The organism is Kribbella voronezhensis (genome assembly GCF_004365175.1).
Lineage (GTDB): Bacteria > Actinomycetota > Actinomycetes > Propionibacteriales > Kribbellaceae > Kribbella > Kribbella voronezhensis.
In genome coordinates this window covers 1,024,720-1,046,479 of the sequence record NZ_SOCE01000001.1, presented here as the reverse complement: position 1 = coordinate 1,046,479, position 21,760 = coordinate 1,024,720, and the positions used below count along the sequence as shown (strand labels likewise).

Below are 21,760 nucleotides of genomic sequence, written 5' to 3'. Positions count from 1 at the left end.
CAAGAAGCTTGAAGGATTAATGTCTTGGGCATGAGCAACGAACAGCGGATGGTGATTGTCGGAGCGAGCCTGGCCGGAGCGTCGGCGGCCGAGACCTTGCGGGACGAGGGCTGGACGGGCGCGATCGTCCTGATCGGCAGTGAGACCGAGCTGCCCTACGAGCGACCGCCGTTGTCGAAGGATGTGCTGCTCGGCAAGAAGGAGACCGAATCCGCGCAGCTCCACGACCAGCAGTGGTACGACGACAACAACATCGAGCTGCGCCTGGGTACCACGGTGACCGCGATCGACCCCGCCGCGAAGACCGTGACGCTGGACGACGGCTCCCAGCGGTCGTACGACAAGCTGCTGATCGCCACCGGCAGCCGGGTCCGCCAACTCGACGTACCGGGTGCGGACCTGCCGGGCGTCCACTATCTGCGGACCGCCGCCGAGTCGCAGACGCTGACCGACGCGTACGCCGCGAAGCCGCGCGTGGTCGTCGTCGGCGCCGGCTGGATCGGGCTCGAAGCGGCCTCGGCCGCCCGCGAACGAGGCTCCGAGGTGACCGTCGTCGAGCCGCAGTCCACCGCGCTCGCCTCGGTGATGGGGGAGACGGTCGGCGGGATCTACGCGGACCTGCACCGACAGCACGGTGTCGACCTGCGTTTCGGTACCGGCGTCGACGGTTTGGAGGGGACCGACAAGGTGACCGGCGTCCGTACGTCGAACGGCGAGGTCATCCCGGCCGACCTGGTGATCGTCGGAGTCGGCGTCCAGCCGAACACCGAGCTCGCCGAAGCAGCCGGCATCGAGGTCGCGTCGCGCGAGGACGGATCCGGCATCGTCACCGGTCCGGACCTGCGGACGTCGGCCCCCGACGTGTACGCCGCCGGCGACGTGGTGCGCTGGGACCACCCGTTGCTCGGCCGCTCCATCCGCGTCGAGCACTGGCAGAACGCCAAGGACACCGGCAAGGCGGCCGCGAAGGCGATGCTCGGCCAGGACGTGTCGCACGACCTGATCCCGTACTTCTTCACCGACCAGTACGACCTCGGCATGGAGTACGTCGGTGACGTGCCGCGCGGTATGTCGCCCCACGTCGTGCTGCGCGGCGACCCGGCCTCGGGCGCCTATCTGGCGTTCTGGCTGGACGACGACAACCACGTGCTCGCGGGCATGCACGTCAACACCTGGGGCGCGATCGACGGAGTACGGGACCTGATCCGGTCCGGCCGTTCGGTCGACCCCGAGCGGCTGGCGGACTCCTCGGTGGAGCTGGCCGAGGTCTGATCGGGTGCGCGGTCCGGCCGAGGTCTCAACCACTTCGGCTGGACCGTAGACTCACTGCGTGGCAGGTCGGATCAAGGAAGAGGACATCGCGCTGGTGCGCGAGCGTGCTCGGATCGACGAAGTGGTCGGCTCGTACGTCACCTTGAAGAACGCCGGCGGTGGTTCGCTGAAGGGGCTGTGCCCGTTCCACGACGAGAAGTCGCCGTCGTTCAACGTCACCCCGGCCCGCGGCTTCTTCTACTGCTTCGGCTGCCAAGAGGGCGGCGACGTGATCGACTTCATCCAGAAGATCGATCAGATCACCTTCCACGAGGCCGTCGAGACCCTGGCCGCGAAGGTCGGCATCCAGCTGCGGTACGACGAGTCGGGCGCGCCGATCCAGCGCTCGCAGTCCAACCAGCGGCCCCGGCTGGTCGAGGCGCACAAGGTCGCCGCCGAGTACTACGCGGAGCAGTTGTTCGGCGCTCCGGAAGCGATGCTCGGGCGGCAGTTCCTGGACAAGCGCGGCTTCGATCGCGACGCGGCGGCTCAGTTCGGCGTCGGATTCTCCCCGCGTGGCGGCGAATCGCTGGTCGCGCATCTGCGTGGTCGTGGTTTCACCAACGCGGAACTGCTCGCGTCGGGGTTGTGCTCGGACGGCCAGCGCGGGCTGTACGACCGGTTCCGCGGCCGGCTGATGTGGCCGATCCGGGATGCCGGCGGCGACGTGATCGGCTTCGGCGCCCGGCGGATCTTCGACGACGACAAGATCGAGGCGAAGTACCTCAACACGGCCGAGACCCCGATCTACAAGAAGTCGCGCGTCCTGTACGGCGTGGATCTGGCTCGCCGCGAGATCGCCAAGGGCAAGCAGGCGGTGGTCGTCGAGGGGTACACGGACGTGATGGCCTGCCACCTGGCCGGAGTACAGACCGCGGTCGCGACCTGCGGGACGTCGTTCGGTGACGATCACGCGCGAGTACTGCGGCAGTTGCTGCTGGATCACGACCAGTTCCGGGGCGAGGTGATCTTCACCTTCGACGGTGACGAGGCCGGGCAGCGGGCCGCGTTGAAGGCGTTCAGTGGGGACCAAGCTTTCGCTTCGCAGACGTATGTGGCGGTGGAGCCGGACGGGCTGGATCCGTGCGACCTGCGGCTGCAGAAGGGCGACGCCGCGGTACGGGAGCTGATCGGGCGGCGGGTCCCGCTGTACCGGTTCGTGTTGTCGAACGTGCTGTCGAAGTACGACCTGGACCGGATGGACACCCGGGTGGACGCGCTGCGGGATGCGGCGCGGCTGGTGGTGAGTATCCGGGACCGATCGAAGGTGGACGCTTTCACCCGCGAGCTCGCGGGGCATCTGGGCATGGAGGTCGACCAGGTGCGGTCCGAGGTGCATCGCGCGGCCTCGCGACCGGTCGCGGCGCCTGCTGCGCCGGTGGATCGTGGACCGGTGACGGTGACTTCTGAGGCGCCGCCGCCACCTCGGGTGGATCTGCCGTCGCCGCGGGACCAGCGGTTCGTGATCGAGTGGGACGTGCTGAAGATCGCGATGCAGCATCCCGCGCTGGTCGGTGCCGCCTTCGACGAGCTGGATGATCAGGACTTCACGCATCCGTGGTTGGCCGCCGTGCGGACCGCGATGGCGAAGGTTGGTGGTCCGGTGGCGGCTGCGCCGGGGGAGGCGTGGGTCGTTGCGGTGCGGGAGGCGATGGGGAACGACCCGGCTGCTGCCGTCGTGAGCGCTCTCGCGGTCGATCCGATCCGTATCGATCGGGAGCCGGACGAGTCGTACGCGCGGGCGCATCTGGCCCGTCTGCAGGAATTGACCTGCCTGCGCCGGATCGCGGATCTCAAGTCGAAGTTGCAGCGGACGAACCCGATCGACCGGGCCGACGACTACAACCGGATGTTCGGCGAACTGATCGCGCTGGAGCGGTACCGCACGGATCTGCGCGCTCAGGCGATCTCCGGAGCACTGTAGTTATCCACAGCTGACGGTTACCTCTCGGTCACTTACGGTGGTTTATCCACCGGTTCGGATTTCGCCCGCTCGGACGGCTCGATTCGCGGCACTATCCCTTTCGAGAGAGGGGATTACCGATGGCCGAACTCGACTGCGAACCCGCCGACGTCAGCGCGCTCGTCGCCTACCTGCGCGATATCGGGCGGCACGAACTACTCACCCTGGAGGAGGTCCGGGAGCTCTCGTACTGGATCGAGGCCGGGCTGCTCGCCGCCGACCGGCTCGAGGGCGCGGCACCGGCCGACCGGGCCGACCTGCTCGCCGTGGCCGAGCTGGGCAGGCAGGCCAGACGCCGGATGATCGAGGGCAACCTCCGCCTGGTCGTCTCCCTCGCCAAGCGGTACGCCGGCAAGGGGGTCTCGCTGCTGGACCTGATCCAGGAGGGCAACCTCGGCCTGATGCGCGCGATCGAGCGCTTCGACCACCGCCGCGGCCACCGGTTCTCGACGTACGCGATCTGGTGGATCCGCCAGGCCATCGGCCGCGCCGTCTCCGATCGATCACGGCTGATCCGGATGCCGGCGCAGGCCTACACCGACGCGACCCGGGTCGCGGCCGTCCACCGCGACCTGACCCAGCGACTGGGCCGGGAGCCGACCGCCGCGGAGGTGGCGGCAGCAGCGTGCCTGACCCCGGCGCGGGTCGAGCGCGCGAACGCCTGGAAGGTCCGCCCCGACTCCCTCGATGTGGAGGAGACGGATCTGGAGATCGACGACGAGTCGATCGTCCTGCAAGCCGCGCTACGCCGTGATCTCAATCATCAGCTCGACTTCCTCGACGACCTCGGCCAGACCGTCTTGCGCCTCCGCTTCGGCTTGACCGGCCGGCCGCCCACCACCCTCGAGGAGACCGCCGAGCAGCTCGGCCTCACACCAGAGCAGACGTCCACCCTGGAACGTGACGCACTTCGAGCGTTGCGTCGTCGCTGCAGAAGAACCCTCCGCGACTATGCCGCCTGACTACTGCGAACCGCGAAGAGCGGCCAGTACTGCGAGGACGCGGCGGTGGTCGTCCTGGGCGCCGTGCAGACCGAGCTTGCTGAAGATGTTCGCGATGTGGCTTTCGACGGTCTTGAGGCTGACCGTCAGCCGCTGCGCGATCGCCGAGTTGGACCGGCCTTCGGCCATCAGGGCGAGCACGTCGCGTTCCCGCTCGGTCAACGCAGCTAGCGGGTCGCCGGCGGAATCCGCGCGCATCAGATGCCGCACGATCTCGGGATCCAGCACCGTCCCGCCGGCGGAGATCGTGCGCAACGCGCCCATCAGGGTCTCGACATCGACGACCCGGTCCTTCAGCAGGTAGCCGAAACGTTCGGCATGACGCTCCAACAACTGGGAGGCGAAATGGGTCTCGACGGCCTGGGACAACAGCAGCACGCCGAGAGCGGGGATCCGGTCGCGAAGCTCGATCGCCGTCACCGCGCCCTCGTGGGTGTAGGTGGGCGGCATCCGGATGTCGACGATCGCGACATCGGGGCGATGGCGGTCGACCGCGGCAACCAATCCGGTGCCGTCGGCAACTTTCTCGCAGACCTCGACTCCGGATTCGGCCAGCAGCCGGGCAAGGCCTTCCCGCAGCAGTGCGGAGTCGTCGGCGATGACTACCCGCATGGCAGCACCGCCTCCACTCTGGTCCCGCCGCCCGGCTGGTCACCGGCCGACAGCGCTCCACCGAGAGCGGCGATCCGGTCGGCCAGCCCTTGCAGCCCGCGGCCCTGGGGATCGACGCCGCCAACCCCGTGGTCGAGAACGGCGACCCGCAGCTCCGATCGGTTGGCAGACACCCGGATCGCCACCTCTTCGACCTGGGCGTGCTTGACGACGTTCGCGACCGCCTCCGCGATCACGAACCAGGCCGCGCTCTCGACCGAAGCGGAGAACCGTTGGTCGATCACGTCGAGCTTCATGCGGACCGGGATCCGGCTGGCCAGCTCGTCGGTCGCGGCCCGGAGACCGCCACCGGCCAGCGCGGCCGGCTGCAGCCCGCTCGCGAGGTCGCGGAGGTCCTGGACCGTGAGCGCGAGATCCGTGATGGCCTGGTCGACTTCGGCCCGTAGTACGGCGTCGGCGCCGTTGACGCGGGCGGAGCGGAGCTGCAGGGCGATCGCGAGAATACGTTGCTGGGCGCCGTCGTGGAGGTCGCGCTCCATCCTGCGACGTTCCTCCAGATACGCGCCGGCGAGGCGGGCCCTCGACTCGGTGATCTGCTCGACCTGCTTGGCGAGTTCGGCCCGCAGACCCAGGTTGTCGATCTCTGCCGAGGCTTCATGGACGACCGCTTCCACGACGGCGCGATCGCACCGCGACGGGTCGAACTCGATGCGCGCACCCACCTGGTCCCGGCGAAGCAAGTCGACCACGTGCGGACCAGGCACGGCCGCGCGACCGTCGGAGGTGACCCAGCCACCATCGGCCGGGAAGAGCACGCGCGCTTGCGAATCTCCGGTCGCTTCGATCAGCAGAGCATCGAGATCGGGCGACGGCTGGGCCAGCCCGGCTCGTAGCAATTGGACGGCGTCGAAGCGGCGCCGGTTGAAACGACGATCGACGACCCGCCGGGCCCACACGTACGCCGGCCGGGCGACACCGCTCGCGGCCAAGGTGGCCAGGATCGTCAGCAGTTGTGAATCGCCCTGCACAGGAAGGCTTTTCGTGATGACCACGACCACCAGACCGAAGACGGCGATGACCGAGCCGGTCGAGATCGCGTACGCGGCAGAGTCGGTGACGATCCGCTCGACGTCGTACAGGCGGTACTTCGCCACAGAGAATGCGGCACCCAACGCGAGAGTGATCACGCAGGCGCTGAGCACCCAGCCCGCGACGGTGTCGAATCCGGCGTACGACACTGCGAACGACGCGATCACACCTGGTGCGAGCGGTGCCGCACCGGCGACCAGCCACAGCAACTGCCGACGGGCGTCGCCCCGCGCACGACGGAAGGCCGTGACGAGCACATACACCGAGGCCAGCAGGCAGAGGCCGAGCACGATCACCGCGACGGCGGCCAGGACGGAGATCGGGCCGGCGAATCCCTTGATCGCCCAGGGGCTGACGAGATCGGCGTACGGACGCTCCAGCTGTGTGGAGCGCAGCAGAGCGGCTACTTGGAAGACTGTGCCGGACACGACCGTCAGGATCGGCAGGATCCGCGACGAAGGCCGGACGGCCGGCGTGAATTGGAGGCCGAGGGCAAGGAAAAGGAACCACCAGACGAAGCTGCTGTCGCTGAAGGTCGCCATCAACGGACCGTGCGACGCCTGGTGTGAGCTGAGCGCAAGACCGGCGTACAGCTCGGCGAACCCACTCCAGGCCAGGGCGGTGCCGAGTCCCAGGAAGGCCCAGCCGGCGGGTTGATCGACGACTCGCCAGGTGAGGACGACGCCCACCACCCAGCAGACCAGCATGGCGACCAGGTACAGGACGTCCGAGGGTGCCATCGGGACGGCACCGTCGAGCCGGCTCTGGACCACACCCATGCCGACGAAGAGCGCAGGTCCGAGCGGCCAGGTCACCACCCGTGCCAGTCTCCCCGCGATCCTGCTCATCTCGTCATAGTGGCAGGAAATCCGTACGGCGTACTCAGGGACAGCCCTGATCCGAAGACCAGTGCCCACTCCGTCGCTCCCGCCGCACGAAAGATCGACGCTGGACGCACTCAACCGGCCCGATCTCGAGGAGTCTCGTCATGGCAACCACCACAGCACCTACTCACACCCGGACAGCAAGGACGTCAGCGGCCAAGGTCGCGGCGGCCGCGGCGGCTCTCTTCGCGGTCGCGTTCTTCTGGACCGTTGCCAGCGTCGACGTACCGCACCGGGCGAGCGACGCGAAGTTGCTCGCGTGGTGGCAGGAGAGCGACAAACAACTGGCCGGCATCGTCTCGCAGTACTGCGCGATCGCGGCCGCCTTGTTGTTCGTTGTCATCATCAACTACTTCACGACGCTCACGGCGAGGAGCACCGCGCGGCAATGGGCGATGTTCGCCCGCTCGATGGGCCTGATCTTCAGTACGACGCTGCTGGTCTCAGCGGCGCTGCGTGGCGTGATCGGGCGAATGGTGAAGGTCGATGGCGAACCGCTGCCCGGCCTCGAGGTCCTGCGCTACTCCACCGCCCTCAACTACGACCTGATCGGCAGCGTCGCCATGACAGCCCTGGGCTTGACCATCCTGGCCGTCTCGGTCGTCGTCATGCGGACCCACATCCTGCCGAAATGGCTCGCCTACGTCGGCTTCGCCTGCTCAACCCTCATCCTGATCGCCGGCGCCGCGATGATCGGCCAGTTCACCATCATCCTCTCCCTGATCTGGTCCCTCTGCCTCGCCACCACCCTCTGGCGCCACCCCACCACCCCCTAACCACGATCCCGTCCCCCGAGCCGCAACGGTCGCCGCAGCTACCGCTCCGCGACCGTTGCCCTACCCACACCCGCCCTCGCCGCACGCCGTCGCCGCAGCTACCGCTCCCGCGACCGTTGCCCTACCCACACCCGCCCTCGCCGCACGCCGTCGCCCTCCGCGCATCTCCTGCCCCCAACCTTCGTTGCCCGCCGCGCCGCCGCCCTCCCCGCGACGCCGGCACCCTCCCCGCGACCGCCTCCCTCGAACCGCCGTCGCCGAACCGCCATCGCCTCCCGTGCCTCCCGTGCCGCCCGCCGTCGGCTAACCCGCCGTCGCCCTCCGCGCGACCGTCCTCCCCGAACCGAGGTCGCCCGCGGCCCAACCCGCCCTCCCCGCGACCGTCCTCCCCGCGACCGTCCTCCCCGAGCCGAGCTCGCCCTCGGCCCAACCCGCCCTCCCCGCAACCGCAACTACTTCCGGCAATCTTCTCGGGCGACCAGCGTGTGGTGAGCGTGGATTGCAGCTCAGCGGGGCGGGATCGAACTCGACTCCGCCTCTTCTGCTCTTGACGAGGCGGGTTCTTGCCCCGATAGTCGAAGCGCTTCGATTCATCGCCGGAGGGAACCGCCATGACCTATCGCCATCGACTTGGGGCCGCCCTGGTGGCGCTGCTGCTCGTCCCCGCCTTCCTGGTGGGACAACCCGCCCGGGCTGAACCGCTGCCGGAGTTCCGCAACCCTGACCTGCCGCTGAAAACCCGGGTGAACGACCTGACCAGCCGCCTGACGCTCGACGAGAAGATCTCGCTGCTCCACCAGTACCAGCCCGCGATCCCGAGACTGGGCATCGCCTCCTTCAAGACCGGTACCGAGGCGCTTCACGGCGTCGCCTGGCTGGGCAAAGCAACTGTCTTCCCCCAGGCGGTCGGACTCGGCAGTACCTGGGATCCGAGCCTGATCAAGCGGGTCGGTTCAGCCGTCGGAGACGAGGCGAGGGCCTACAACAAGATCGACCCGGCGAAGAACGGCCTCAACCTGTGGGCGCCCGTGGTGAACCAGTTGCGTGACCCGAGGTGGGGCCGGAACGAGGAGGGCTACGCCGAGGACCCTCTGCTGACCAGCGAGATCGCCACGGCGTACGGGCGTGGTCTGGAGGGCGACGACCCGCGTTACCTGAAGACCGCTCCGACCTTGAAGCACTTCGCCTCGTACAACGTCGAGACCGATCGTGCTCGCGTGTCCGCGAGCGTCCGGCCGCGAGTGCTGCACGAGTACGAGTACAAGGCGTTCCAGCCGGCCCTGACCGCAGGCGCCGCGACTGGCGTGATGGCGTCGTACAACCTGCTGAACGGCAGGCCCACCCACGTCTCACCCGAACTGGGCGAAACGGTGCGTTCCTGGTCGAAAGATGACCTGATGATCGTCGGCGACGCCGGGGGAGCGGGCAACGTCAGTGGTCTCCAGGGCTACTACCCGACGGCTGCCGAGGGCGCGGCCGCGGCGATCAAGGCCGGTCTCGACAGCTTCACCGAGAACGACGCCAACGGCGGCCCGACCGTTGCCGCCGTCAAGGAGGCGCTGGCGAAGGGTCTGCTCACCGAGGCGGATATCGACAAGCCGGTCGAGCACCTGCTCTCGGTCCGCTTCCGGCTGGGCGAGTTCGACCCGGCCGGGCGGAACCCGTACGAGAAGATCGGCGCCGACAGCATCGACACTCCGGCTCACCGGGAACTCGCCCGCGAGGCTGCCCGCAAGCAGGTTGTCCTGCTGGAGAACAAGCACCAGGCCCTGCCGCTCGATGCTGCCAAGACGAAGGATGTCGCGGTGATCGGTCAGTTGGCCGACACCGTCTACGAGGACTGGTATTCGGGCACGATGCCGTACCGGGTCACCCCGAGCGGCGGGATCACCGAGCGCCTCGGCGCCGGCAGCACGGTCACCACGACCGAAGGCGTGGACCGGATCGCGCTCCGTTCAGTTGCCACTGGCAAATATGTCACCGCGCCGGCTGGGGCCACTGGTGGCGCTCTGACCGCGGACGCGACGGCGGCGGGAGCTGCCCAGTCACTGGACGTCTTCGACTGGGGCGGCGGGCGCCTCGCGTTGCGCTCGGCTGCCAACGGCAAGTACGTCTCCCGCAGCGGAAACGGATTGGCGAACGACCAGGACAAGCCCAACGGCTGGTTCGTACAGCAGCAGTTCGGCCTAGAGAAGCTTGCCAACGGCAATTACGTACTCCGGTACCGCGGCAACGAGGTCAAGGAGCCCTGGAACGGCCCCAATCAGTACATCGTTCTCGACGCCGACGGGAAGCTCACCATCGGCGCGGCCACGCAGGACACGGCGGCCCAGTTCACGCGAGAGGTCCTGGTCAGCGGCACGGCTGCCGCGGTAGCGGCCGCGAAGAAGGCGGACACGGCGGTCGTGGTGGTCGGCAGTACTCCGTTCATCAACGGCCGCGAGGACAACGATCGCCAAGACACTGCTCTGGCCGCCGGTCAGCAGGCGATCGTGAAGGCCGTCACGGCTGCCAACCCGAAAACCGTTGTCGTGCTGGAGAGTAGCTATCCGTTGACGGGGGACTGGACGCAGGCGAAGGCGGTCCTGTGGACCTCGCACGCGGGCCAGGAGACCGGTCACGCCTTGGCGGACGTGTTGTTCGGCGACTACTCGCCATCCGGCCGGCTTCCGCAGACGTGGTACCGCACGGACAAGGAGCTGCCCGATCCGCTCGACTTCGACGTGATCAAGGCCGGCTGGACCTACCAGTACCACCGCGCGAGTCCGCTCTACCCGTTCGGCCACGGCCTGACTTATGGCACCTTCCGGTACTCCGGACTGCGCGTCAGCTCGCCGGTCCTTCCGGCGAACGGACGGCTCAAGGTCAGCGTCGACGTGACCAACACCAGCCGGACCGCGAGCGACGAGGTCGTCCAGCTCTACACCTCTCAGCGCACCTCGCGGGTGGCCCAACCGGTCAAGACGCTGCGTGGGTTCCAACGACTGGCTTTCGCGCCCGGCCAACGTCGTACCGTCTCCTTCGAGGTGAAGGCGAGTGACCTGGCGTTCTGGGACGTGACGCGCAACAAGTGGGTGGTCGAGTCCGCCCTCCAGGACGTGCAGGTGGGCAGCTCGTCGGCCGACATCAGGGCCCGTACGACGGTGGCCGTCCGCGGCGAGGTGATCCCGCCCCGGAACCTCAGCAAGCCCACGGCCGCCACGGACTTCGACGACTACTCCGGCATCGAGCTCATCGACGCCACCAAGGTCCGCGGCGACGCCGTCGGCAAGACGACCGCAGGCGACTGGATCTCCTTCCAGCACGTCCAACTGGGCCACGGAGCCACCCAACTCCAGGCCGCCGTCTCCCGCTCCGCGGCAGGAACCGGGACGGTAGAAGTCCGCCTGGGCAGCCCGACCGGCCCCCTCGCCGGCACCCTCGCCATCCCAGCCACCCCCGACCACTACACCTGGACGACCACCACAACCTCCCTCAACACCCACCTGACCCACGGCATCCAAGACGTCTACCTCGTCTTCACCGCCCCCGACACCAACATCCGCAACCTGACCATCACCTAACCGACTCCCGGGTCGGGCACCCCCTCCGCCCGACCCGGGACCACCCCGCGCCGCACTGACCGCGGCGCCGAGATCGATCAGCGGTCGTCGACACGCCCGCCGACTCGGGGACTACAGCAACGTGTACTCGTATCCTCGGTGCGCTGAACCATATTGCGCCTGCCGGCCGGGGGAGACCGATGCCTGTATCTCAAGTCCAAGCATGGTTGCTGCCCGTCACCGACCGCTTGGTCCGGCTTTCACCATCGCCCCTTCGCGTTTACCTGAACAAGCCCGTCACCGGGTCGCAGACTGCGGCCGGCCTGACTCGCTCGAGAATCCTGCGCTTCGCATGGATCACTTCTGTCGCGCTGTCTGCGGTGCTGGCGGTCAGCCACCTCGTCAACACCTTGGTGTTGGACGGCCGCTTCGGGATCCTTGATGCCGACAAGGACCAGAGCATCATGGGCTGGACGGGAGTCGCAGTGGAGGCAGCGGTTGCTGCCGTCCTCGGCCTACTGGCGGCGGGGTCAGTCCGTCCTGCCACCCTGACCTTCTGTGCAGCAACGGTGGCATTCCTGTCGTTCGACGACTTCATCCAGATCCACGAAAGGATCGGCGGATTGCTCTCGCCGTTCCCGCACGCCGGCCGGCTGCTGTGGCCCCTGCTGTACCTGCCGCTTCTCGCAGCCTTACTCGTCCAGCTCTGGCGCGTGGCCGAGAACGCCGACCCGGCCGAGCGAGCCCTGGTCCGTGCTGGACTACTCGCGCTGGTACTCGCGGTCGGCCTGGAGTTTTGCAGCCCATTGCTGTTCGCGGGCGGCCAAGGCCGCGGCACCCCCGGCTACGAAATCGAAGTAGCCATCGAGGAATGCCTCGAACTCGCAGGCTGGCTATGGATCGGCGGCGGACTAGCTGCCTTCCTGGTCTGCCCCCGGTTGACCGGTGAGGCCCACCTGCCCAGCCCAACACGCCTACCAGACCCAGGTTGCTAGCCCGGCTGTTTGGGTGGAGCGGTGGGGCTCGAAGCTTGCCGGTATTGCAGCCCTTGCCGGCCATTCCCCCTGGGTTGTCGGTCGGAAAGTGCGTCGCACGCCCGGTACTGCGCGTGGCATCATCCCCGGATGCCGATCAACGCCGAGCAGGTCGCCGATGCTTTCGGTCTCGGGCCCGTACTGGAGGACCGCCCGCTGGCCAACGGGGATCGGCCGGCCGTCACCCGTATCGTGTCGACGACGAAGGGTCGCTGGGTGGTCAAGCACGACCGCCTCGGCTCCGCTGACCGTCCTGACCTGTCCGACTGGCAGCGCACGAAGGCCTGGACCGTGCACCGGCTGGAGAGCGCCGCCGCGACTGCCGGCATCCCCATGCCGCGCCCCGTCCAACCGCCCGAGCCGAGCATGGGCTTCTGGTACGCGCCGCCGGACGCGGGCGGCGACCTCGCCAGGGTGACCGAGTGGGTGGAGGGACGCGACCTGCGGGACGCCCGCGTTCCCGATGAGGAGCTGGCCTCCTGGCTCGGCGGTGTGCTGGCCCGGATCGCCCGGCTGGACGTGGCGGTCGACCAAGACGCCGACGCGTCGCCGGTCCACTCACTGGACGAATGGCGGGACTGGGTCCGCCAGGCTGAGGGCACGGCGGACCCGGCGCTGGGCCTGGCCGCCCGCGCCGTACTCCGCGTGGCCGAGGACTCGGCCGACCTGATCGCCGACGCGCTGCGGAACCGTCCGCCCCTGACGATGACTCACGGGGACGCCGCCCGAGCCAACATCCTCGCCACGCCGACCGGACTGGTGCTGATCGACTGGGAGTCGGCGACCGCCGACGTCCCGTGGTGGGACGCGGCAAGCAACGCCGTCCGGCTCGCCGCTGCCGACGAACGGAGCATTGCGGGAGGCGACGCCCGGATCGTCCGGCCGCTGATCGCGTCGTACCGCGACCACGGCGGCCCGGCCGGGCCCGCCGACGCGACCGCCTTCGCCGGGCTGCTCATCGGGCACCTCAGCTTCACCGCCTGGTGCCTATGGGTGGCGCTGGGGCATCGCGACGAGAGCGCGGAGCAGGTCGAGTTCTGCACCCGCTCACTCCTCGACGCCGCCGAACACCTACCGCGGATGCTGCGGGAATTGGACGACTGGGCAAGGCTCCTGGACTGACGCCCCAGCGGTGGGCCAACCACTGCTGAGATACACAGCCACCGGCCCCGGTTAGACGTGACATCCAGGAAGGTTGCTCAGTCGGGTGATGGGTGGCCAGCCCACGTTCTGCGGAATGGGCTCGGTGACGATTGCAGAACTGCAGCCAGTCGGGCAGGGCGACGTTGCGCTGGTTGGTTGAGTCGGTCTGCCCAGGTGCGAGTGCGGCGACCTACCTCCGGTTGGTCCGGCCAGCTTCGGTGCGCAGGCCTCGGCTGTTGCACGCCGGTACCCCGTTCTCCGATTGTTGCCCTAGGCCACATCTACTCCGATCGCAGCTGGAGGCACGAACGCAGTACAGCGTGCAGGTCGGAGCTGGTTCCGATCCTCGCCTGGATGATGCCGTCGGGTCGGACGAGGAGCCCTTCGGTCCGGTCTGTCTCGTAGATGCCCTCCCAGCGTTTGCGCTGGGACGAGTCGATGACGCTGGTGTCGACGGGGGCGGCAGCGACGAGGTCGGTCGGATGCTCGGTGAGTTCCCGCAGAACCCGGCTGGTGTTCGGCCCGATGAGAGTGAAGCGGACGGGATCGAGGAGGTCGATCGTGCTGCGGCCGTCGGCGAGGCGCACATGTGGCGCGCGCGTCCCCGGCTCTCCGCTGGGGCTGACGGGATCCTCGACCGGGACGCCGCCGTCGCGTCCGTACTGAAAGCCGAGCGCGATACTGATGGCGTCGATCTGCGCCTCCGGCGGTGCTTGCCCCGGCGTCTTCTGGGAGCGCAGCAGGGCTTGCGCGACAGTCAGCTCGACGATCGGTCGCCGTTCGGACTCGTAGCTGTCCAGCAGGGCATCGGCCGCATCGCCCCGGCAGACGGCCGCGATCTTCCACGCGAGGTTGTGGGCATCTTGAACCCCGGTGTTGCCCCCAAACCCGCCGTACGGAGGCATGACGTGGATCGCGTCTCCGACAAGGAACACCGGGCCGACGCGAAATCGGTCGGCGACGTAGGCGCCGGTAGTCCACCTGGCGGTGTCCTCGATCACCGGCCGCAGGCCCGGTAGGCCGGTCGCGGCTCGGATGACCTCGATCAGTTTGTCGCTCAGCGCGTCCGGCGCCAGTGCCTCCCATCCGGGCCGCAGGTAGGTTCCGAGCTGCCAGGAGCGGTCGTTCTCGGTACCGCGGGCGAAGAGGAACGCTGCTGCATCGCGGCACATGATCGCGTTCACCTGCCGCCCGCGCAGCGCAGGTTCGAGGTAAGCGCGGAAGACGGCGCTGACTGACTCGCCCTCGACCTTCTCGCCGCGCAGCGCGATGCCGAGTTGGGTGCGGATGCTGCTGCGGGCCCCGTCGGCGGCGATGACGAATCGAGCGCGTACCACGGTCTCCTCGCCGCCTCTCCCGTGAAGGGTGACCGTCGGCCGCCCCTCAATGGGGTCGGTCAGGACGGCGGTGGTGTCGAACCGAACGGTCGCGCCCCGTTCTCGCGCGTATCGCAGCAAGATCGGTTCCAGGCGCTGCTGGTCACACGAGTACGCGACTGTCGGGCTCAGACCTGCCGCGTCCGACTCGTCCGCAGGTGGTTCGATCCACGTCTCCCAGTCACCCGCCAGGGTGCCGGCGACCTGGAAACCTCTGTTCGGCTCGCCCGCTGCGCGCACCTCCGACTCGACTCCTAGGGCGCGATAGAGCTCCATGGAGCGGACATTCACCAGCCGCGCCTTCGGATGTACCGAAGTACCCGGATGCTGGTCGACTGTCAGCACCCGAACCCCTTGCTGCGCGAGGAACGCCGTCGCCGCAAGGCCCGTCAGGCCCGCCCCCACGACGACCACCTCGACGTCGTTGACCGTGTTCATCGCGTCCTCCACGCGTTCGGCTTCCGCTCCGGCTTCGGATGGACGGGCAGGTCGGAGGCAAGCGAGGTCACCAGGCTGTCGAGCTGGCCGGCGAACCGACGGATCTCCTCAGGCTTCCAGCCCGCGAGGTGTCTCGAGAACCGCGCGATCAACTCGTCCTGGAACCGCTGGCGCTCTCGCCGCCCGGCTGCGGTCGCCTCGATCACGTACGACCGCCCGTCAGAGGCGTCACCAACGCGGCGCACCCACCCGAGCACCTCCAACTCCGCGACCGCCCGCGTCACCGACTGCGGCGGAACATCCAGTTCCTCCGCCGCCACGCTCGGCCGTACGCCACCCTGCGCGGCCAAATTCAGCAAGCCAAGAGCAACAGGCCCGATCTCCGAAGCCGCCGCCCCTCGCCGCTGCACCTGCGCCGACCGATGCAGCGACCGCACAATGCTCCAAACCACATCACTTCCTTCCATGCAGGAACTATATCTGCCCAAGAGGTCTCCGACATTCGGCTAGCGAGGGATGCTCCTATGGATGATCAAGTGGTGTCGAGCAACAGCCCTTGACCTGAGGTTTCTCGTGGTGGGGCGGGTGGGACTCGAACCCACGACCCAGGGATTATGAGTCCCCTGCTCTAACCGGCTGAGCTACCGCCCCGGGCGACTGGTTGTGTCGGCGTCGCTGGGTGATGGTATCGGGTCGTGGTGGGAAACCAGGGACTGGTCAGGGTGATGACTGAGCTGTGGCGGCTCGTTGTCGGCGATGATGGGAGCTGGTCCTAGTGAAGGAGCGTTCGATGGGCTGGTTCATCTTTTTGGTACTCGTGGTGGGCGCCGTGGCGGCGTACCGGTTCCGGGTGCCGTTGATCGCCAAGCTGACAGGTCAGCCGCAACACCGTATCCAGCGCGCAATCGACCGCCGCAAGGACGGGCGCAAGTAGGTCGTTGAAGGCGCCTGCAGGCGCTGAGGCGGACAGACACGCCTGCGGTGGCGCCGGTGGTGGATACACAATCGGTTGGTGTCCGGTGGCCGCGGGCAAGGCGGACCGACGCCCCACCGGACGCTGGATCGAGAACCGGCGGCTGAGCTGGTGGCGAGAAGCGTACGAAGTCGGCGCACCGAGGCGACCACGGCCGCCAGGCAGTTGCTGAGGCGCGACGGAGGAGTGGCGGCTCGGGGTGGGTGGTCGAGCGGCCGACGTAGGAGGCGCGACGCGGATGAAAAAGAGACCGGCTCCGGGTGGAGTCGGTCTCTGGGTGGTGTGGTGTTGCTCCCGCGACTGGACTCGAACCAGTAACCTGCCGGTTAACAGCCGGCTGCTCTGCCAATTGAGCTACGCGGGATCGGTGTGTTTCCTGCCCCCGATCCCTGAGGACCGGATTAGGTTAGCAGGCCCGGGGCGAACTACAAAAATGGGATTCCTGGCGTCTCGTTTCCGGGCTGAAACCGCTTCCTGGTCAGACTCCGAACTCGTCCCGTACGCCGGCCAGGGCCGCCTCGGCGCGGTCGAGCAGGCCGGGTTGGTCGGGCTCCAATCCCTTGTCCAGAACGAAGTTCCACGCGATGGCGGCGTTCGTGTCGGCCGGGTTGCGGCGCCCGACGATCCGGACACCCTTCTTGCCGGCCAGCGGAACGTGGCGCTGGATGACGACGCTTGCGTCGACCCGTTCGCGTAGTAGCTGCCCGAAGCGGCCCGGGTCGTCGACAGGGAGATCGGTCGCGCGCAACGGCGTACCGAAGGCTGTCGTCTCGTAGACGTGCAAGATCGACTCGTCGGAGTTCCAGGAGGCGCGTTCGATGTTCTCCCAGCCGACTCGGCGTACCGCGGTGGTGCTCTCGGTCGGCAGGTAGACGGCGGCGCGAGTCCCGGCGACCCAGTGGCCGGTGGTCAGCTGGACGGCCGCCAGGATCTCTTCCTTGCCGCTGGTGGAGTGACGCGCGGCGATCCGCACGGCGTCGGTGAGTTCGGTAGGCCAGGACGAACGGCGAAGTCTGAGCACGTCCCCATGGTGTCAGCCCGTCGAAATGCCGCCCCGGCCGAGGCCCGCAGACCGGCGATCCGCCCCCGCCGTGACCAATCTACGAGAACAGGCGTTGTCTGGTTGTGAACAACCACGGGGAAAACACTCAACCTGCTCACGCGGATCCCGGGCTGGCCGCGGCCGCACTGGTCGTCTTCGCCCATCGCCACGAAGTGGTCCACCTGCTCTACTCGGCGGCCGACGAAGCAGATGCCGTACGGCGTATCGCCAACCTGCTCCAGATCAGCGAGTCCGTCGTCGGCCAGGTCCTCTGCCAGCCGCTGGCCTGGATGCTGCCCCAGTCCCGCGCCGACCTCGAGCTCGCCAGCACCAGCCCCGCGGCTCCCGAACTGGCTGCCACCAGCAACGACCGGGCGACCACAAGCCACGAACTGGCCGGCACCAGATCATCGAGCCCCGGCCAATCGAGCACCGGACCATCGAGCACCAGCCCGTCGGCCGCGGAGCTCGCGGCCGACGGCCGGAGTACGGCTTAGTAGCCCGCGAAGACCTGGCGAAGGGTTTCGAGGCTGGCGGCGCCGGTGGTCTTGACGGTCTCCGGCGTGTACTGCGGCCGCAGCCGGCCGGCCAGCAGTCGCAGCCAGGCTTCGGCCGGCAACGTCAACGTGCCATCGGCGTTGTCGGCCGGGGCGTTGTCGATGCTCACCGGATCGTTCAGACGAAGCGTGAGCTCGGCGGCCGGGTCGGAAGTGGAGACCTGAATCACCGAGAACGAGCCGTTCAGGGCGTCCGGCTTGCTGATCCAGCCGATCAGGTTGTTCGGACCCCCCAACAGTTCGACGACCGCTTCCGGCGCGACGGTGGCCTTCTCGTCCAGCCCTGCGCGGACGTCCCAGGAGTGCAGGGCGAACTCGTTGAGCCGCATCCGCGCGACGGTCGCCACATCCGCGGGCTCCGGCAGGTAGCCCAGATCGATCCGCAGTTCCTCGCGTTGGGTGGCGTCCAGCGATTCGAAGAGAGCGATCAGGGTCTCGTTCTTCTCCAGGAAACCGTCCGCGCGCTCCTTGGGCGTCATCGCGTTCCAGCGGTCCCAGACCGACTGGTTGTAGTCGCCACCAAGAGCAGGGTTCCCGTCGAGGGCGGCGCGCACGGTCGACGTCATGATCTCCGCGCCACTGCCGAGGTGACTGAGCACCTGCGAGATGTCCCACTCGGCTGCGCCCGACGGACCGGTCAGCTGGGCGTCACTGAACTTCTCGACCACCTCTGCGAGGTCGTCGTACCCGGACCGCAGAGCGGCGATGACTGTATCGGCGTTGCTCACAACGTTCTCCTCAGAATGATCACGCGGCAGACCCCCACGGGAGCAACCACCCGCTCACCCGATCCATTCCTGCCGCGTCCGTCAGAGCGTCGGCCGGCCCGCCTGGTAGAGCCAGGTGTGGAAGAACGCACCGAGATCGCGATGGGTCAGCCGCTCGACGAACCGGATGAAGGTCTGCGTCGAGACATTCCCGTGCCGGTACGTCGTCGGCCACTGGCTGAGCACCTGGAAGAAGGCGCGGTCGCCGATCTTGAGCCGCAGCGCCTGCAGCGTCATCGCCCCGCGGCTGTAGACCAGGTCGTCGAAGATGTGGTCCCGGCCCGGGTCGGCCACCTTGCCGGTCCAGTCCTTCTCGCCGTTGTAGGCCTCCATGAAGCTCTGTTTCACCGGTACGCCGTTGAACTTCTCCTGGTAAAGCCACTGCGAGTAGCTGGCGAAGCCCTCGTTGAGCCAGATGTCCGACCAGTGCACAGGGGTGAGGCTGTCGCCGAACCACTGGTGGCCGAGTTCGTGCGCGAGCAGGTCACCACTGACCTTGCTGGTGCGTTGGTCGTACACCGGCCTGCCCTGGGTCTCGAGGGCGTAGTGGACGCCGATGTCGGCGATGATGCCGCCGGTCGAGCCGAACGGGTAGCGCCCGTACAACGACGACTCCCACTGGATGATCCGCGCCGTGGTCTGGTTGAGCACCTTGCCCTGGCCGGGTTTCGTATCGATCGATTGACCGATGGCGGTGATGTTCGGCAGGCCGGCCGCCACGCTGCGGGTGACGTTGTACTTCCCGATCGCGATCATGGCCAGTTCGCTGGCCATCGGCTGGTTCATGTGCCAGCGGAAGGTGGTCTGGCCGGAGTGCTTGGTGGTCGGTCCGGGTTCGCCGTTGGCGAGGACGGTGAGTCCGGTCGGCACAGTGATGGTCTGGGTGTACGTCGCCTTGTCGTCCGTCGTGTCGTTCACCGGGTAGTAGGTGGCCGCGCCGATGGGCTGGTTGAGGGCGACCGCGCCGTCCTTGGTGGCGACCCAGCCGGAAACGCCCAGCGCCGGGTCGTCGATCTTCTGCGGGACCCCTGCGTAGGTCACGGCGACGGCGAATTTGCTGCCTCGGCGCAGGCCGTGCGCCGGCGTGATCACCAACTCCTGCGCACCGCTGCGGGTGAAGGAGGCGGGCCGCCCGTTGATCGAGAGCTTGCTGATCTTCAGCGGTCCCTGGAAGTCCAGGTCGAAGCGTGACAGGTTCTGCGTGGCCCTGGCGAGGATCGTCGTGGTCGCGTTGATCGCCTTGGTTCGGGGATCGAACGCGAGCCTGATGTCGTAATGGCTGACGTCGTAGCCGCCGTTGCCCATGTCAGGGAAGTAAGGATCGCCCGCGCCGGCTGCACCAGGGGAGAACTGCGGCGCTCGTCCTGGCGCGGCGTTCGCCGCCGGGTTCGCCGTGGCCAGCAATCCGAGGGTCGCAACGCAGCTGATCAACAGAAGACGGCGGCGATGGTCGGCACGTCCCATGACTCCTCCTTGGCATTCCTCAACGGCCGGCGTGATCAGTCAGCTACTGCCGGTGGACTGACCCACCCTACGACCGCTCGATGGATTCACAGGTGGTCGGCCAGACCGTCGAGGACGCTGCGAACGCGGACCAGGTGCTCGGCGGCGACCGCCTCCGCATCCTCACCGGCCAGCACCCGCTGAACCGATGCGAGATGGACGGTCCGGTACGCCGCGACGGCGAGTGCCGCGGTGAGTTCGGGCTCGGACACGCCCGTGTCTGCCATCGCTCGCGCCATCGCTTGTTCGAGGTGCTCGAGTCGTTCCCGCGCTCGCGCCTGCAGGGCCCGCGACTGCGCGACGAGTCGCCAGAACGGCGCGAACTCGGCCTGGATCGCCGACAACGGATGTCTCTGCGAGGCCAGCGAGACCAGCAACTCGGCCAGCGCCGAGCTTGCCGACGTACCGGCGGCCCGGTCGGTGATCGCGGCCACGACCAGGGCTTCCGCCTCGGGGTACCGGTCGAAGACCAGGTCCTCCTTGCGCGGGAAATGCGCGAACACGGTCGGCCGGGCCACGTCCGCCGCCTCCGCGACCTCGGACACCGACACCTCGTCGAACCCGCGCTCGAGGAACAGGGCCGTCGCGATGTCCGAGATCCGGGTCCGCACCTCGGTCTTCTTCCGTTCCCGGCGGCCGTGCCGCGGCTGCTCATCCACGAGATCACCCTACGGAACTCATACCCGGATAAAAAATATACCGAGTATGAGTTTGGCTGCTAGCCTGCTGACCATGCGTGCTCTTGGGGTGAACTACGACACCGGGCTGTCGTTCGACGGCCGATCCACCCGCAACCACTTCGACCAGGACACGGTCCGCCGCGAGCTGAGGATCATCGCGGACGAGCTCCATGCCCCCGCCGTTCGCGTCTCCGGCAACAACCTCGACCGCCTCGCGATCGCAGGTGCCGCCGCACTCGAAGCGGGCCTCGACCTCTGGTTCTCGCCGATTCCGATGGACCTCGCCCCCGACGAGTTCGTCGCCTTCCTCACCGACTGTGCGGTCCGCGCCGAAGAGTTGCGACAGCACGAGCGCGAGGTCGTCCTGGTCCTCGGCTGCGAGCTCTCCATCTTCTGCAAGGGATTCGTCCCGGGCGAGACCAATGGCGAGCGGATCGCCGTGATGACCGATCCGGCCACCTGGACCGACCCGGCCAAGCTGGCCGAACTGCAGGCCGGCCTTGCTCGCTGGGGTGAGGTGCAGAAACGCCTGGTCAGTGCGGCCCGCGAGGCGTTCGGCGGCCGGATCACCTACGCCGCCGGCCTGTGGGAGGACGTCGACTGGAGCCTCTACGACATCGTCGGCATCGATGCCTACCGGGACGCGCAGAACAAGGCGGCGTACGGCGACGAGCTGGCGGCGCGGCTGAAATGGGGAAAGCCGGTCGCGGTCACCGAGTTCGGGTGCTGCACCTACAAGGGTGCCGGCGATCGCGGGGGGATCGGCTGGACGATCGTCGACCGGTCGGTGCAGCCGCCGGCCATCGCGGGTGAGTTCGAGCGGGACGAGGAGGAGCAGGTGGGCTATCTCAACGAGTTGGTCGAGGAGTTCGACCGGATCGAATTGGCGGCGGCGTTCTGGTTCAGCTTCGCCGGGTACGAGTTGCCGCATCAGCCGGCTGACCCGAGGCACGACCTCGACCTCGCGGCGTACGGGCTGGTGGCGATGAATCCCGACGGCACCAACTGGCGGCACAAGCGGGTGTTCTCCGCGCTCGCGGAGCTCAACGCTGCGCGGATGGGGAACTGA

At 68.1% G+C, this 21,760-nt stretch carries 18 protein-coding genes, 2 tRNA genes and 1 pseudogene; 10 read left to right on the top strand and 11 right to left on the bottom strand.

From position 1 onward, the window contains the following. Nucleotides 1-30 precede the first annotated feature (30 nt). The 3 genes from EV138_RS04550 to EV138_RS04540 all read left to right on the top strand — a co-directional run bounded on the left by EV138_RS04550 (nt 31) and on the right by EV138_RS04540 (nt 4,236). Nucleotides 31-1,272 carry an NAD(P)/FAD-dependent oxidoreductase gene (locus EV138_RS04550; RefSeq protein WP_133977179.1) on the top strand — a complete coding sequence of 414 codons (1,242 nt, stop codon included), beginning with the start codon at nt 31-33 and terminating at the stop codon, nt 1,270-1,272. Between the two features lie 58 nt (nt 1,273-1,330). Beyond that, a complete protein-coding gene (gene dnaG, locus EV138_RS04545; protein WP_133977178.1) occupies nt 1,331-3,235 on the top strand; it encodes a DNA primase in 1,905 nt (634 codons plus the stop codon). A gap of 119 nt (nt 3,236-3,354) precedes the next feature. Continuing rightward, nucleotides 3,355-4,236 (top strand): sigma-70 family RNA polymerase sigma factor, encoded by an 882-nt coding sequence (locus tag EV138_RS04540; RefSeq protein ID WP_133977177.1) that lies wholly within the window; start codon nt 3,355-3,357, stop codon nt 4,234-4,236. Here the strand turns inward: EV138_RS04540 and EV138_RS04535 are convergent, their stop codons facing one another. Then, nucleotides 4,237-4,887, bottom strand: coding sequence for a LuxR C-terminal-related transcriptional regulator (locus tag EV138_RS04535; RefSeq protein ID WP_133977176.1), 651 nt, complete (start codon nt 4,885-4,887; stop codon nt 4,237-4,239). Next, nucleotides 4,878-6,824: a sensor histidine kinase gene (locus EV138_RS04530; RefSeq protein ID WP_133977175.1), complete on the bottom strand. Its 1,947-nt coding sequence runs from the start codon at nt 6,822-6,824 to the stop codon at nt 4,878-4,880. Before EV138_RS04530 ends, EV138_RS04535 begins: the two co-directional genes overlap by 10 nt. A 140-nt stretch (nt 6,825-6,964) precedes the next feature. Between EV138_RS04530 and EV138_RS04525 the strand changes: the two genes are divergently transcribed. From EV138_RS04525 to EV138_RS04510, 4 genes are all read left to right on the top strand, one after another. Further along, nucleotides 6,965-7,636 (top strand): hypothetical protein, encoded by a 672-nt coding sequence (locus EV138_RS04525; RefSeq protein WP_133977174.1) that lies wholly within the window; start codon nt 6,965-6,967, stop codon nt 7,634-7,636. 611 nt (nt 7,637-8,247) lie between these two features. After that, nucleotides 8,248-11,199, top strand: coding sequence for a glycoside hydrolase family 3 protein (locus EV138_RS04520; protein ID WP_133977173.1), 2,952 nt, complete (start codon nt 8,248-8,250; stop codon nt 11,197-11,199). 179 nt (nt 11,200-11,378) lie between these two features. After that, nucleotides 11,379-12,173: a DUF8692 domain-containing protein gene (locus tag EV138_RS04515; RefSeq protein ID WP_133977172.1), complete on the top strand. Its 795-nt coding sequence runs from the start codon at nt 11,379-11,381 to the stop codon at nt 12,171-12,173. A 129-nt stretch (nt 12,174-12,302) separates the two neighbouring features. After that, a complete protein-coding gene (locus EV138_RS04510; protein WP_133977171.1) occupies nt 12,303-13,334 on the top strand; it encodes a phosphotransferase enzyme family protein in 1,032 nt (343 codons plus the stop codon). 51 nt (nt 13,335-13,385) lie between these two features. On the opposite strand, the pseudogene EV138_RS37885 reads toward EV138_RS04510, so the two are convergent. The 4 genes and pseudogenes from EV138_RS37885 to EV138_RS04490 form a co-directional block, all read right to left on the bottom strand. Beyond that, nucleotides 13,386-13,518, bottom strand: a pseudogene (locus tag EV138_RS37885) (IS481 family transposase); the annotation flags it as partial. 118 nt (nt 13,519-13,636) lie between these two features. Further along, complete coding sequence (locus tag EV138_RS04500; protein WP_133977170.1) at nt 13,637-15,169, bottom strand: FAD-dependent monooxygenase; 1,533 nt, start codon at nt 15,167-15,169, stop codon at nt 13,637-13,639. Beyond that, the gene (locus EV138_RS04495; protein ID WP_133977169.1) at nt 15,166-15,636 is read right to left on the bottom strand and encodes a MarR family winged helix-turn-helix transcriptional regulator; all 471 of its coding nucleotides are present in this window, start codon (nt 15,634-15,636) and stop codon (nt 15,166-15,168) included. The genes EV138_RS04500 and EV138_RS04495 overlap by 4 nt, the downstream gene beginning before the upstream one ends. Nucleotides 15,637-15,743: 107 nt before the next feature. Next, nucleotides 15,744-15,820, bottom strand: a tRNA-Ile gene (locus EV138_RS04490). Between the two features lie 139 nt (nt 15,821-15,959). Between EV138_RS04490 and EV138_RS37165 the strand changes: the two genes are divergently transcribed. Further along, entirely contained in the window at nt 15,960-16,103 is a 144-nt protein-coding gene (locus tag EV138_RS37165) for a hypothetical protein (protein ID WP_166678484.1), read from the top strand. A 330-nt stretch (nt 16,104-16,433) separates the two neighbouring features. Here the strand turns inward: EV138_RS37165 and EV138_RS04485 are convergent. After that, a tRNA-Asn gene (locus EV138_RS04485) sits at nt 16,434-16,506 on the bottom strand. Between the two features lie 114 nt (nt 16,507-16,620). After that, nucleotides 16,621-17,163, bottom strand: coding sequence for a hypothetical protein (locus tag EV138_RS04480; protein WP_133977168.1), 543 nt, complete (start codon nt 17,161-17,163; stop codon nt 16,621-16,623). 104 nt (nt 17,164-17,267) lie between these two features. On the opposite strand from EV138_RS04480, the gene EV138_RS04475 reads away from it, so the two are divergent. Continuing rightward, nucleotides 17,268-17,681 carry a hypothetical protein gene (locus tag EV138_RS04475; protein ID WP_133977167.1) on the top strand — a complete coding sequence of 138 codons (414 nt, stop codon included), beginning with the start codon at nt 17,268-17,270 and terminating at the stop codon, nt 17,679-17,681. On the opposite strand, the gene EV138_RS04470 is transcribed toward EV138_RS04475, so the two are convergent. From EV138_RS04470 to EV138_RS04460, 3 genes are all read right to left on the bottom strand, one after another. Next, entirely contained in the window at nt 17,678-18,469 is a 792-nt protein-coding gene (locus tag EV138_RS04470; RefSeq protein WP_133977166.1) for a maleylpyruvate isomerase family mycothiol-dependent enzyme, read from the bottom strand. The two genes, EV138_RS04475 and EV138_RS04470, sit on opposite strands and share 4 nt — an antisense overlap. 81 nt (nt 18,470-18,550) lie before the next feature. After that, nucleotides 18,551-19,972, bottom strand: coding sequence for a M1 family metallopeptidase (locus EV138_RS04465; RefSeq protein WP_202866615.1), 1,422 nt, complete (start codon nt 19,970-19,972; stop codon nt 18,551-18,553). An 86-nt stretch (nt 19,973-20,058) separates the two neighbouring features. After that, entirely contained in the window at nt 20,059-20,670 is a 612-nt protein-coding gene (locus tag EV138_RS04460; protein ID WP_133977165.1) for a TetR/AcrR family transcriptional regulator, read from the bottom strand. Between the two features lie 46 nt (nt 20,671-20,716). Here EV138_RS04460 and EV138_RS04455 point away from each other — a divergent pair, with 46 nt between their 5' ends. Continuing rightward, the gene (locus EV138_RS04455; protein ID WP_202866614.1) at nt 20,717-21,760 is read left to right on the top strand and encodes a glycoside hydrolase family 113 protein; all 1,044 of its coding nucleotides are present in this window, start codon (nt 20,717-20,719) and stop codon (nt 21,758-21,760) included.

Excerpts from the sequence above, each read along its gene's own strand:
- EV138_RS04550 (WP_133977179.1), top strand. The coding sequence starts at position 31 with ATGAGCAACGAACAGCGGATGGTGATTGTCGGAGCGAGCCTGGCCGGA.
- EV138_RS37165 (WP_166678484.1), top strand. The coding sequence starts at position 15,960 with ATGGGCTGGTTCATCTTTTTGGTACTCGTGGTGGGCGCCGTGGCGGCG.
- EV138_RS04540 (WP_133977177.1), top strand. The coding sequence starts at position 3,355 with ATGGCCGAACTCGACTGCGAACCCGCCGACGTCAGCGCGCTCGTCGCC.
- EV138_RS04510 (WP_133977171.1), top strand. The coding sequence starts at position 12,303 with ATGCCGATCAACGCCGAGCAGGTCGCCGATGCTTTCGGTCTCGGGCCC.
- EV138_RS04515 (WP_133977172.1), top strand. The coding sequence starts at position 11,379 with ATGCCTGTATCTCAAGTCCAAGCATGGTTGCTGCCCGTCACCGACCGC.
- EV138_RS04495 (WP_133977169.1), bottom strand. The coding sequence starts at position 15,636 with ATGGAAGGAAGTGATGTGGTTTGGAGCATTGTGCGGTCGCTGCATCGG.
- EV138_RS04465 (WP_202866615.1), bottom strand. The coding sequence starts at position 19,972 with ATGGGACGTGCCGACCATCGCCGCCGTCTTCTGTTGATCAGCTGCGTT.
- EV138_RS04520 (WP_133977173.1), top strand. The coding sequence starts at position 8,248 with ATGACCTATCGCCATCGACTTGGGGCCGCCCTGGTGGCGCTGCTGCTC.
- EV138_RS04535 (WP_133977176.1), bottom strand. The coding sequence starts at position 4,887 with ATGCGGGTAGTCATCGCCGACGACTCCGCACTGCTGCGGGAAGGCCTT.
- EV138_RS04455 (WP_202866614.1), top strand. The coding sequence starts at position 20,717 with ATGAGTTTGGCTGCTAGCCTGCTGACCATGCGTGCTCTTGGGGTGAAC.
- EV138_RS04525 (WP_133977174.1), top strand. The coding sequence starts at position 6,965 with ATGGCAACCACCACAGCACCTACTCACACCCGGACAGCAAGGACGTCA.
- EV138_RS04530 (WP_133977175.1), bottom strand. The coding sequence starts at position 6,824 with ATGAGCAGGATCGCGGGGAGACTGGCACGGGTGGTGACCTGGCCGCTC.
- EV138_RS04500 (WP_133977170.1), bottom strand. The coding sequence starts at position 15,169 with ATGAACACGGTCAACGACGTCGAGGTGGTCGTCGTGGGGGCGGGCCTG.